Annotated in this window: 14 protein-coding genes; 2 read left to right on the forward strand and 12 right to left on the reverse strand. The window is 30.1% G+C overall.

Translation table 11 applies throughout. The features are described from left to right. Window positions 1-30: 30 nt before the first annotated feature. On the forward strand, window positions 31-1074 hold the full coding sequence (locus DK442_RS04800; RefSeq protein WP_109434727.1) for a T9SS type A sorting domain-containing protein: 1044 nt from the start codon (window positions 31-33) through the stop codon (window positions 1072-1074). Window positions 1075-1140: 66 nt separating this feature from the next. After that, a complete protein-coding gene (locus DK442_RS04805; protein WP_109434728.1) occupies window positions 1141-1653 on the forward strand; it encodes a hypothetical protein in 513 nt (170 codons plus the stop codon). A 100-nt stretch (window positions 1654-1753) separates the two neighbouring features. Here the strand turns inward: DK442_RS04805 and DK442_RS04810 are convergent, their stop codons facing one another. From DK442_RS04810 to DK442_RS04870, 12 genes are all read right to left on the reverse strand, one after another. After that, window positions 1754-2158, reverse strand: a complete 405-nt coding sequence (locus DK442_RS04810) for a hypothetical protein (RefSeq protein ID WP_109434729.1) — start codon at window positions 2156-2158, stop codon at window positions 1754-1756. An 820-nt stretch (window positions 2159-2978) separates the two neighbouring features. Then, window positions 2979-3482, reverse strand: a complete 504-nt coding sequence (locus DK442_RS04815; RefSeq protein ID WP_109434730.1) for a GNAT family N-acetyltransferase — start codon at window positions 3480-3482, stop codon at window positions 2979-2981. Between the two features lie 493 nt (window positions 3483-3975). Continuing rightward, entirely contained in the window at window positions 3976-4182 is a 207-nt protein-coding gene (locus tag DK442_RS04820; RefSeq protein WP_109434731.1) for a hypothetical protein, read from the reverse strand. A gap of 226 nt (window positions 4183-4408) precedes the next feature. Next, window positions 4409-4603 (reverse strand): hypothetical protein, encoded by a 195-nt coding sequence (locus DK442_RS04825; RefSeq protein ID WP_109434732.1) that lies wholly within the window; start codon window positions 4601-4603, stop codon window positions 4409-4411. A 751-nt stretch (window positions 4604-5354) separates the two neighbouring features. Then, window positions 5355-5798 carry a hypothetical protein gene (locus DK442_RS04835; protein WP_109434734.1) on the reverse strand — a complete coding sequence of 148 codons (444 nt, stop codon included), beginning with the start codon at window positions 5796-5798 and terminating at the stop codon, window positions 5355-5357. A gap of 110 nt (window positions 5799-5908) precedes the next feature. Then, complete coding sequence (locus tag DK442_RS04840; RefSeq protein WP_109434735.1) at window positions 5909-6094, reverse strand: hypothetical protein; 186 nt, start codon at window positions 6092-6094, stop codon at window positions 5909-5911. Window positions 6095-6249: 155 nt separating this feature from the next. Continuing rightward, entirely contained in the window at window positions 6250-6825 is a 576-nt protein-coding gene (locus DK442_RS04845) for a hypothetical protein (RefSeq protein ID WP_109434736.1), read from the reverse strand. A 221-nt stretch (window positions 6826-7046) separates the two neighbouring features. Beyond that, window positions 7047-7664, reverse strand: coding sequence for a hypothetical protein (locus tag DK442_RS04850; RefSeq protein ID WP_109434737.1), 618 nt, complete (start codon window positions 7662-7664; stop codon window positions 7047-7049). A 264-nt stretch (window positions 7665-7928) separates the two neighbouring features. Continuing rightward, entirely contained in the window at window positions 7929-8318 is a 390-nt protein-coding gene (gene bamE, locus DK442_RS04855) for an outer membrane protein assembly factor BamE (protein WP_109434738.1), read from the reverse strand. Window positions 8319-8509: 191 nt separating this feature from the next. Further along, window positions 8510-9514 carry a hypothetical protein gene (locus DK442_RS04860; protein ID WP_109434739.1) on the reverse strand — a complete coding sequence of 335 codons (1005 nt, stop codon included), beginning with the start codon at window positions 9512-9514 and terminating at the stop codon, window positions 8510-8512. Window positions 9515-9712: 198 nt separating this feature from the next. Beyond that, window positions 9713-10240, reverse strand: coding sequence for a hypothetical protein (locus tag DK442_RS04865; protein ID WP_109434740.1), 528 nt, complete (start codon window positions 10238-10240; stop codon window positions 9713-9715). A 411-nt stretch (window positions 10241-10651) separates the two neighbouring features. After that, window positions 10652-11398 carry a hypothetical protein gene (locus tag DK442_RS04870; protein ID WP_109434741.1) on the reverse strand — a complete coding sequence of 249 codons (747 nt, stop codon included), beginning with the start codon at window positions 11396-11398 and terminating at the stop codon, window positions 10652-10654. Window positions 11399-11670: the final 272 nt, after the last annotated feature.

An 11670-nucleotide genomic window follows, 5' to 3' on the forward strand; every position in this document is an offset into this window, starting at 1 on the left:
ACAGTAGTATAAATCACCTCATAAAGAACAATGAAAAAATATCTAATGCTAGTATGTTTTATTGGGACACATTCGTTTTCTCAAATCACCCTGGAGCATAATGATTTTGTATCTGTAGGAGACACCATTGTAGAATACTACGAAAGATTTCCCACCAGTACTATTGATGTAGGTGAGCCAGGACCAAATAAAGTATGGGATTTTTCTAATTTAAAATCTACTGCACGAGATACCTTAGTTTTTGTTGATCCTCAAGACACTCCATTTGGTGAAGATTTTCCTAATTCTAACATAGCACTCTATTCAAACAATGGCTATTATGAAGCATGGATGTTTATGAACCATTCTAGTTCTAAATTAGTAGGCAACGGCTCTGGTGTATATGTTAATGAAAAAAAACGTGTTGATATTAGACAGGAAACAGTTATAAAGTATCCTTTAAATTATCAAGATACTTCATCAAACACCACAAAAGAAGATAAGATTGTAGAGAAAACAAAAAAAGGCGCAGATTCTATTAAAAGAACTCGAGTCTTTGAGCATCAAACAGTAGTGGATTCATGGGGTGATATTATTTTACCTAAAGGAACTTTCTTATCACTCAGATTAAAACATGTAATAAGTGTTACCGATTTTTTTTATAAGAAAGAATTAGATCAATGGGTACTTTTAAATCAATCCAAAAAAAACACAGGTATCTTTTATCAATGGTGGACACAAGATAAAAAGGTCAAACATCCAGTTGCCCAAATTTCTATGGATGAGCATCATAAAAAACCAATAATAGCTAAGTTTTTACCGGCTAAACCTTTTTTAGAAATTATGAAAAGCGTACCCCTACAAACTTTAAAAATATATCCTAATCCAGCAATAAGAAGTACAATCATAGATGTAGGAGTAGAGGTGTCTTACATTTCTATATACTCTTTTAATGGGCAACTCATAAAAAATATAAAAACTAATATTTCAAAAACAGAAATCAATGTTGAGGATTTTGCTAGCGCAACTTACTTTGTAGTAGTTAGAGACGAAGAAGGAAAGATAATAGGAAAAGGTCAGCTTATAAAAAAGTAAACTAGTGTATATGCGATTGGAGAAGGAAAATATAATGCTTTTGGGTATTTGATAAAAAAAATGATAATGAACATAAATAAACCACATTATAAATTAGTTGCATTGTTTGTACTCTTAAGTATAAAAATGATAGGACAATCAAAGGAAGAAAAAAGTACTATAGAAAATCTATTACAGAAAAATGCATGGTTTATTACTACATTGTTTTTAGAAGATAAATCGATTACAGAATATGAATTGACACCTATAAATAATAAACAGCAATATAAAGATTCACTAGGAGCAAGCATTGTAGAGTTTTATAAAAAATCAACAACTTTAGACAAAACAATGCGTTTTGCAAGCTTTGAAAACCTTCCTCGTTGTGGTAATGATGAAAGTGAAGATTATACTATTTACGGAGTGTATACTATTTTAAAAAACAATACACTACAAGTAGAAATAATCGAAGCTATAGGGAATGAGGCTGTACTAGTAGGTGGTGTTTTTGAACCAATAAAAACAAAGAAACAGACATATTTATTTGAAATAATAAAAAAAGAAAACAAAGTTTTTTTAAAAAAAATCGCAAAAAAATAATTTAATAATTAAAGTAGTTTGATCTTTTTGATGTAAATAATCTCAGCAGTTTTTCCATCGCTCTCTTTGGTGAGAGATACATTGATGGTATTTTTGTTTACTAGTCTATTTTTTGTAAATACACCTTCCCGCTTTGATTGACTATAATCAAGGTATTTCCATCATCTTCAAGCGAGAAATCTCCTTGGTAATTAATTTTTTCAAAGTGTTTCCATACTTTATCATCACAACAGGCCTCTGTACAATGTGCGAATGCACCAATAATGGTGTTCTTGATCGTTTTTGCTGCATATCCACAGGTGTTTACGCCCACAGAAAAACTAAATGTAGTATCAGATATAATAAGGTCATAATTAGCAGTTTTAGGAGGAGATATGGTATCCAGGCTATCTTCTATTTTGATTAGGCTCCATTTACCTATCAATTTTGCATCTATCTGTGCATGTATATGACAAGACATAAAAACAGTGGCAAAAATAATAGTGATGATTCTAATGCCTCCCATAGCTTTTTAATGTTTATCAATGTTTGCAATATTGTTTTTTAACCGTTATTACTAAGATAATAAAAGAAACTCATATACTGAAACGATATAAGCATATGCTCAGGTAAAATGATTTAAAAAAAGTTACCATTACTTTGGATTCCAGCCTACGCTGGAATGACAGATTTTGAGTGTTTTGTCATTCCAGCGTAGGCTGGAATCCATCTTTATTACTTATTGGAGTACTGAATGTATGGTAGAATTGTTTTAATGAGTCATTAACAAGGTTTGGTTTTTTTCTACAGAGAGTTTGTTTCATACCTATTTTGACTAAAACCACAACGTATATAAGTGGAATATTTTAAAGATAAACTTTTTTAGCAAAAGGATTTCAAAATGATAAAAGATAGTATACTTAAAACTTTTTAATTTTTGGTGAGGATTTCCGTAACGGGGTGATTAAAAGATGGTTGTATCTTGCTTATAGAAAAAAATAACATAACATATATACCCTATACTAGAGTTGTATTGTGATTAATTAATATTTGTGTGAATGGGAGCGTGAATGTTTAAGTTGGTTTTTAAGAGTTGATATTTGCGCTCTCTATTTTAAGTGTATAAAAATATATGAAGCCCCCAGTAATTATGGAGCGTAGGTACTAAGTTGGTTGAGAAGATGGTACTTACGCTCTTTTTTTATCACTTTATAAAATCAATCGAACAACAGGAGTACTACGTTTTATGTATTTTTATGCACATTATTTTCCCATTGTTTCTAAAACTTCTTTTTAGTTAAATACCAAAACCCGTATTAATTATTGCCATTGTTCTCGTGCCGTTTTTACTTCAATTCTTTTTGATAAAGATTATTTGTAGAAAGAGGTAATTCTTTTACTCCAACTTTATCAAAACCTTGTTTTTCATAATAGGAGCAAAGCTTTGGATTATTAGAATCAGCATCAAGTCTTAAATATTTACAATTGCTTTTTTTTGCCTCATTTTTAATCTGTTCAAGTATAGATTTTCCGACTCCTTTACCTCCATATTTGTCTTTAACAACCAATGAATGAATATAAAGAGACTTTTCCTTTTGTTTGCCCCAATACAGTAAATCTTCCTTTAAAATCCTAACCATTCCGATAGTTGTAGAATCAGTATTCTTTATAAAATAAAATTCCTTGTTTCTTATTCCTTCTTCTAGCCATTCTATCCTTTCTAAAGGTGGGTTTTTCCAATATTGCCAATGGTCAATATTCATTTTTGCTATTTTTATAGCCGCTTCTTTAAATAAGTCTAAAACTATTTCCTTTTCGGTAATTTCTATTTGAGAAAACTTTATGTTCATTAATGTATATTCTCTTATTCAGTTTTATTTGTTCAAATTATTATCAACAATTATATGATAACCATTGCTATTGTTTTACAGATACCGTCACAAGACTAATGTACCAAAAGATTTTTATAGTGTATATGTTTTTTGAAACGATTGAGGCCGATTTTTATAAACAATAAGTAACGTTATGATCGTGTTCTGCGAGTACTTGACTGTTTTTTTTATCAATTGAGATTACAAACCTAAACCGATGAAGACTTAATTTATATTTAAAACTTTTTAATTTTCAAAATGGATTTCCGTAATCGAGTGATTAAAAGTTGGTCGTATATTGCTAATAGAAAAGATAGAAATACAATATCATTTTTTGAGATATTATATACAATTGAAGAATTGGGAATAATTGGTGTTTACATGAACAGAGCGTAGATACATTGGCTTATTATAGCATGTATTTACGCTTTCTATTTTATGATAGATTTAAAAATAAGTATAATTTTATTTGTTAGCTTTTTTCCTTAGGGCTAAAAGCATTTGCGAAAAAAAAGATACCGACTAATGTATACGTTATAAGTTCTGCAAGAAAACGATACGAGAAAAATATATCTACAAAGCTTCGATGATCTGCTAACTTAAACAGATTAGTGAGTATTGCAGTCAGTATTCCCCAGGTTCCACCAATTTTTACTCTGTATTTCCATTTTTCACTCATTCTTGTCCCTTTTTTACAAATATATTAATTTCAATCAGATTGCCAAGAAGAGTCCATTCTGCTGGTCAACAGAAAGAAAAGTAATGTATTTTATATCGTTGATCAGATCAGGAAAGAGTTGTAATACCAGGTGATTTTGATTAAACTATGATCAAGGTGATCCATTGATCATTAAAAATAGGTAGTATAAATAAAGCGAACCGAAGTTCGCTTTATTTAAAATCTATTAAAAATTACAAGCGCCATGCGTAGGTAAAACGCATAATCCATTGCAACAAATATGACCAGGTACACCACAAAAAAATGAATTAGGAGTTGGACAGTACCCATACTCATCTGGATCAGTAAATCCACCAGTAATTGTTTTTTGTACTGATTTGTTTAATCTCTTAATTCCATTAATGTTCACAATGTTTTTCATAATACTACGGTTTTAAAAGTTATCTTATAAAGGTATATAATAACACTTGTAATGTTTAGCTCCCACAGTTAAATTTAAATTAAAACTTACTTAAATAGTGTTACTATTTTATCTCTTCTTTCTTGTAAGGATAGTAACATCAACATCCCGAAGTACAAAGGCAATCTCATCGTTCTCACTCGGCATCACGAGGTTACAATGAACTATTCGACAAGCTCAGCGTGAAACACTTCAACGGAATCATTATCAAGTACTTAGGTTTGATCAAGATAGGCCTGTCGACGTATTCTCGAACCCTGAGGTTACTCGAAGGGAGAGATGTATCGCGAATTGATATACCATAATCACTACAACTCTACCAAATACTTTAATCGATGATAGCAATCCCTTGCCAAAGGACGTAGTGACTCCCCCAGTGGGGTGATCTCATACTCGGTGGCCATACTCATAAACGCGGCATAGGTCTCTGCGAGATAGTCGTTTTTTTTCTCGCGGGGGATTTGCATCAACTGGCATATGATCTCTAGGATATCCAGATGATGTATACTCGATCCTTGTAGCCCCAACCGGTCTAACCCATAGACCAATTGGCAATGCTTAAGATCTTGCTGTATCAAATCAATAATTAACTGCTCGTTTTTGGAGTGCATGATATTTGTTTTAGTAACAAAACAAATATCAATGAATCTTATGAGATTGTTGTCATACAGAAGGTTGACAGTGGGTGTTTACATTTTTGAATTCATATTATTCAATCTTCGATACAACAAAACTCTGATTTAATATTTACAGGAAATGTATTTATAATATAATATCCTTCAGAAGTATTAATCTCTTTTATTGATCTCCCATATTTTTCCAAAGAAAGTTCATTTTGTAAATCGTGAATTGCTGAAGTAACTAATTCATTGATCTCTTCATAAAAGTCTATATCTGTATAGCTATTGCCATGAATACTTTCGATTCTAACTTCTGAACTCCTTTTACATTTCTTGTATAACTTTTGAATTGATTTGTAAATTTTATTTTTTGATATAATTTTTTCGTTAATGAAGATGTTTTGATTTTCGTCTATTATGATATTGCAAATACATTTATTAAGAGGTTCTTTATTCTTTGGCTTTTCATGTTGAGCATTTATTTTAATACTCGTTAATAAAAAGAATAAAACAACTATTTGAGTGATTTTTATCATAATATGGTTTCACCAGTATTTCATTAATTTGATAAAATAAAGTATCTTTTTTTCTTAACTTGTTTTGACAGTGGCTTTGGTTACTACATTTTTAAACTTTGCAGAGCATGTTAATCAGTTTTTCTATTCTTTTTTAAGAATAGCACCCCAATAATAATTATAACCAAACTAATAATTATATTCTCCCAAGATTTATCTATATATCCTCCCCAACCATAAAAACCATCATTCTTGTAAAGAAGAATAAAAACGCCAAGTAAAATAATTAAAACTCCTATTTTTTTATTTCTTTTCATTAAGACTTTTTTTATGTGTTTTATCACTTATGCTCAAAACTAATGATTCTTTATATGAAATCTCCAAAGCTCTAGAAGTATCGTTGCAACAGCTGGTTAAGTTTTGAGGTTTTAATAGGTAGATGGATTGTAAATTAGTATTATCGAGGCAGGAGTTAATATTCTATCGTTTCAATCTGGTCAAGTACTTCCCATGTATTTTCCTTTTTTTCAAAAAGAACTAATTCATGCCATCCTCCTCTGATCTTACTAGAGGTTTTATTGGAGTATAGAACGGTAATTGAGCTGATAACAAGATTTTTTGACTGATTCATAAGAAAACCATTAAAAGTATATGTAATTATACTATTGTTCTCATTATTATGATGGTTTAATAATTCATTACTCTCTAAATTGAGTTTTGTTCTATCCAGTTTAAACTGATCTACTTTTGTCTTAAAATTGTTATATAAGATTTTAGTTGTTTGTTTTTCTAAACGTTTAAGGATATAATCATCATTTTGAAAGATATCAAGAGGTAAATTTGATTTTACCTTTAAAACAACACTGCTTTTTTCTTTTTCCTCTTTGACAATATGAGATAGGATCAAATCAATCAGTGGATGAAAATCTTCAATATTATGATCTTGATAAACCTTAGTATTTGAAATTAAGTTAGTATCATCAAAATCCTTACTTTGTTTTTGATAGATTAGGGCTAATAAAACTCCTATGGTTATAATATATTTCATTTTTTCTTTGGATAATAGCTAACATTTCGGCTATGGTTAGTGCGGGAATTAAAAGTAGTGAATTTTCGGTTTAATACAGAGTCGAATTTTTATATTTTGGTTTACTCATTTTGTGGATACTGATTGCAAATCCACTATATTTATTAAGGTCAATTGATTCTAGTTTTATTTTCTTCATAGTCATCAATTAACTCATTTACTATATATAGTATTAGTATTTGTTATTTTACCCTAATATCACTGTACATTAATTTATTTGTTTTTTCATCATATGGCTCATTAACTTTTTTCCAGATACTATAAACTCCATAAACTGAAATCAAAATTGAAATTATTATACTAATTGTCACGCCTAATGTTTCTATTATTTTTTGAATGATATATCCATAAAACTTTCTTTTTCCTTGAACATCAGAAAAATCTCCTCCAGTTGATATTAAATAAGCAAATAGTGCTCCTGTAAAAACAGTAATAATTCCATGGTGATTTAATAGTAGTTGAAATTTACTTTGTTTGATCATACTTTTTTTATGTGATAATTCCTCAATCTGATCTTTTAAAGAAGTTAAATCACTGTCAGATAATTTAAAACTTTTTTTAAAACGTAAGGCATCGATTTTTACATAAGCATTAATTTTAAACTCGCCATCATTGAAGATGATATTTTTTATTTCGTCAAACCTTACCTTTACGGTCTTTTCAATCAACCTGGGATATTTATGTAACTCAGTAAATTTAACCGATAGCTCTATTTTTTCCTCACTAAAAATAAGCTCGTTTTTTCCAAAAAATATAGTTTTTATATTTCCATCATTTATTTGATAAATTCTTTCTGTCATTTTTGTTATCTATTTATACTAACATTTGAGCTAGACTGGATTTTAGTGTAATTTGGACATTATTGTTTCTATATTTCAATTTCTTTCAGATTCAACTCAAATAGATTTCTGAATTTATCATCTTTGAGTATTATAATTTAAATATTTTGGAGTTTTGCAAAGTTTGCGACTTTGCAGTATTTCATTAGTTTGATAAAAATAAAGTATTTTTTATAAGCCCGCTCTTATTCTTCTTTGTATGATAATCGTTGTAGTTATGAAGTTTTATCTCATCCTTATTTCTATAACTTTGTCAGGTTCTTTGTAGTTACCCATTTTAATAAACTTCGAGCATGAGCCCGTTGCTCCACGTGTATCTGCTAATGTAACTGTGTAATTTAACTTCTCAATTAGCTTTCCATTATGAAAAAAAAGTGCTAAAAACTCATCTGAGTCAAATCCAGTTTTACAATAATGCCATTCCTCTATATTTTGTTTGAAGTCACTTTTGGTAGGTGCTCCCATAATATCTTCTACCTCCGATTTAGTCATCCCAGGATTTAACTTGTATGAAATCTTTAAGTTTTGTTGAACTCCACAGGAATATGTAATCAAAAAAACAATGGAAAGTATTGTTCTTGTAACTTGATCTTTTAATTTTAGTTTTGACTTCATAGGTTAGTTTAATTGTGCTTAACGGCTACATATATGAAACGTAGCATGTAAATAAACGCTGACTTTTCAGATTATACTCAAGCCGAATTTTTATATTTTGGTTTACTCAGCTTATGTATACAGATTGCAAATCCGCCCTATTTGGTTACAAAACTACATTGAATTATAACCATTACTATTACACGTTATTGTTATCCATTTTTTAGCCAAAATGATTCGGCAATGTCCCATAAATTCTTTCCATTTTCATTTACCCAATGCCAATTCCCATTTACTCCACCTGGGTCTTTCTTTTCAGGGTGAAGGTCTTTGAAAAATTTCCAAGTCAATGCTGATATTGCATATTCTTTGTCATCAAAATCCCATTTGATAGCATTGCTTTGTCCAAGTTTTCCAGTAATCTCTGCACTAAACTTTGGATTATCCTTTTCGTATTCCACATGACTCGGAAGTCCATTTTTTAAATAAATTTTATCTCCAACATTTAAAAGTTTATTGTCAATCAAAATCCGCATAGTCCTTGGTCGATATCTTTTCCCCTTGCTTTCTCTTTCTTCTTTTTTCTTAATGTTAATTAAATATTGCTTAGCTTCTTGAAGTGGAATTATTTTATTAGGAACTATTGCAATTTTATCTCCAAGATTATGAGGTGTGATTTTAACACAACTAATGTCAAGTCCATTTTCGTTTAGCCACAAAACTGTTGTTGTTATTTCTTGTGAAAAATCTTCTGAACATAAAATAATTCTCGGAGTGTTTGATAGTTCTTCAAAGTCTTCATTTGTAACGAATTCTTGAATGTCAGTTAAAGAGTTTTCTTTTGAAGGGGTTTCAATTCCAATATATTTTTTTTGATAAGAAAGATAATAGGGAAGAAGGCTTTCAATTGTTAAAGATGATACCATTGCAGCATATCTTATAGATTGAAGGTCAGCATATCCAGCAAAGGGATCTCTTTTTAACTCAACTACAACTATATTTCCCTGCCTGTCAAGGGCTAAAATATCTAATCTGTCTTTTGAATTATTAAATCGATCAAACTCTACGCTTAAAACTAAAAGTTCTTCCCCTAAAAGTTCCGGAGCTTGACGAATCCATTCTTGAATATGCTTTCTTTCCCAAATATTCAACCCGATGAATGATACTTCATCTACTTTTTCAAAACTCTCTAATTTATCATCAACTACTAATATCATTCGATTGTATCTTAATGTTTGTTAACGCCAAATATATGAATCGGAGCAAGGCAAGTATACCTGAACCAATTGATTTATCTGCGCATTTTTATTTCTTGTTTAGTTTATAAAAATCTAGCATCTTCGCAAAAAGACAATGACCTTTCGATTTAAAACCAAACTTTGCTCTGATTTCATATATATTGTTAGCATTAGTGCCTACCAATCAGATTCCATTTCCGTTGGAGTAGTTATCAAACTTTCCATTGTTAAAAACGTTTTTGGCATTTCCGAATTTAGATAAATCTTAAGTTCCAACCACGCTTTTTTTCTGAACTTTAGGTAGTTTGATTTCTTATGAGGATATTCAGAATCGTCCGTAATCATAAATAGAGAAATACCTTTGCCTTGGTGCTCAAAATCATTCAGAATTATTTTAAATCGTCCATTCTTGAAATAAACATTGGTTTGATATTTTACTGTACCGTCGTCACTTCTATTCCCTTTTGGATCATAATTTAAGATCTGATTAAATTTTATTATACCCATTTCTTTATCCAATTGGATGATATTTTTATCATATTTCTCCTTACTGCCCATAAATTCCATTAGTTTACTGTTCAGACGCTCAAACAAAATCAATTTCGATTCAGTGCTATCAGTTTGAATCACTTTTTCGAATTTGATGCTTTGAGAATTCATCAAAGAAGTAGTTATGAGGAATATTGATATGGATAGTTTTTTCATATGTTTTTTATAATTAATGCTAACAACGATATATAGTTACTTTGATAACTAAATACATCCATTTATCATCATGTGTAAACGGATATTAACCGTATCATATTTATTTTGATCTAAAATACAGCCCTACATTTTATAAATTTTACGGTTACCCACAGTGTGGTGTAAAAAGTTTGTTAAAGTAAAAAAGAAGGGTTAGAAAAAATATTTCATTGTATTTCATGAGAGGGGAGTCGGGGGTCGGAAGTCAGAAGTTAGAAGTCGGAGGTTGGAAGTCTGAAGACAGAAGATCGAGGTTAAAAAAACATCGGAAACAGGGCTTCATGCTTCGAACATTAAGGTTGGAGTCAGAAGGTGGAGGTAGGTATGAGTTGTATAGGCACAGATTGTAAATCTGCGTATCGGGTGATGAGGTTATTCATTCACAAATACTGGTTTTTCCTCGTTGTCATGTTCATATAAATATACTACACCATTATTTTCGAACCCTTTTTGTTTTAACGTATTTTTTATGTCTTCAGAATCGAGCACAGCATGTAAAGCAAGAGCTGCAATAGAGTAAACGGTTTCTTGTGTTTTAAGAAAGATATCTAATTCAAAATCAAATGCCCAAGCAATTTCGTCAAATTCTTCGCTTAAAATTGATCCAAGCGCTTCTTCTAATTCAAAATCTATTGGATGATCAGATGCATAGCTTCCATCCTGAAATTCTAAGTATTTTGGTTTCTCCAGATTGATTTCGAATTTTGGTTCTTTAAAGGCAATACCAGAAAAACTTAGATTTGAATTATATTCGAATAGAAGACCATTGAATGATTTATATTCTTCTTTAAGCTCAAAACTTGTTAATGAAGATTCAATTTGTTCTTTAATAGACTCAGTAATTTGCTTTAAGTCTATTGTATTCAGATTTTTAATTGCCGTATGTATACAACTATTCATCTCATCTCCACCTTCTTTTAATGTAGCAATTGATTCGCTGTAAAATGAATTTATAAAATTTTGGTTATGAGTTCTATGACTTTCTAATTCGAGTTTAGCTGTTTCTTCTATAAGATTGGTTTTATATTCTTCTATACTTGATTTTATAGTAGCACTTTTGAGATACTCTAGATTTGTACGTATAAGTTCTCGGTAATGTTCTAGAATTTTTGAATTCATATTTCTCTATTTTTTACATATAATGTTATGAGTATGTGTCGTAATAGGAGAAAATGTTACTTCGAAAGTTTGAGAAATTCATAAGGAGAACATTTATTGCACTCTCTTAGACATTGATTTAGATTATATCTACTACTGTCACCCACTAGTCTAAGACTAGCGGTAGTGGATAGTAGTTAGCTAAGTTTTGAGATTTTGATGGAGTTCACAGATTACAAATCCGTACCATTAGGTGTTATTGGATTACATACAAACGTATTATATACTATGTT

The sequence above is a fragment of the Aquimarina sp. AU119 genome (assembly GCF_900312735.1).
Lineage (GTDB): Bacteria > Bacteroidota > Bacteroidia > Flavobacteriales > Flavobacteriaceae > Aquimarina > Aquimarina algiphila.

What these genes read in the sequence shown, in the direction of transcription:
- DK442_RS04800 (WP_109434727.1), top strand. Translation starts at nt 31, where the DNA reads ATGAAAAAATATCTAATGCTAGTATGTTTTATTGGGACACATTCGTTT.
- DK442_RS04805 (WP_109434728.1), top strand. Translation starts at nt 1,141, where the DNA reads ATGAACATAAATAAACCACATTATAAATTAGTTGCATTGTTTGTACTC.
- DK442_RS04810 (WP_109434729.1), bottom strand. Translation starts at nt 2,158, where the DNA reads ATGGGAGGCATTAGAATCATCACTATTATTTTTGCCACTGTTTTTATG.
- DK442_RS04815 (WP_109434730.1), bottom strand. Translation starts at nt 3,482, where the DNA reads ATGAACATAAAGTTTTCTCAAATAGAAATTACCGAAAAGGAAATAGTT.
- DK442_RS04820 (WP_109434731.1), bottom strand. Translation starts at nt 4,182, where the DNA reads ATGAGTGAAAAATGGAAATACAGAGTAAAAATTGGTGGAACCTGGGGA.
- DK442_RS04825 (WP_109434732.1), bottom strand. Translation starts at nt 4,603, where the DNA reads ATGAAAAACATTGTGAACATTAATGGAATTAAGAGATTAAACAAATCA.
- DK442_RS04835 (WP_109434734.1), bottom strand. Translation starts at nt 5,798, where the DNA reads ATGATAAAAATCACTCAAATAGTTGTTTTATTCTTTTTATTAACGAGT.
- DK442_RS04840 (WP_109434735.1), bottom strand. Translation starts at nt 6,094, where the DNA reads ATGAAAAGAAATAAAAAAATAGGAGTTTTAATTATTTTACTTGGCGTT.
- DK442_RS04845 (WP_109434736.1), bottom strand. Translation starts at nt 6,825, where the DNA reads ATGAAATATATTATAACCATAGGAGTTTTATTAGCCCTAATCTATCAA.
- DK442_RS04850 (WP_109434737.1), bottom strand. Translation starts at nt 7,664, where the DNA reads ATGACAGAAAGAATTTATCAAATAAATGATGGAAATATAAAAACTATA.
- bamE (WP_109434738.1), bottom strand. Translation starts at nt 8,318, where the DNA reads ATGAAGTCAAAACTAAAATTAAAAGATCAAGTTACAAGAACAATACTT.
- DK442_RS04860 (WP_109434739.1), bottom strand. Translation starts at nt 9,514, where the DNA reads ATGATATTAGTAGTTGATGATAAATTAGAGAGTTTTGAAAAAGTAGAT.
- DK442_RS04865 (WP_109434740.1), bottom strand. Translation starts at nt 10,240, where the DNA reads ATGAAAAAACTATCCATATCAATATTCCTCATAACTACTTCTTTGATG.
- DK442_RS04870 (WP_109434741.1), bottom strand. Translation starts at nt 11,398, where the DNA reads ATGAATTCAAAAATTCTAGAACATTACCGAGAACTTATACGTACAAAT.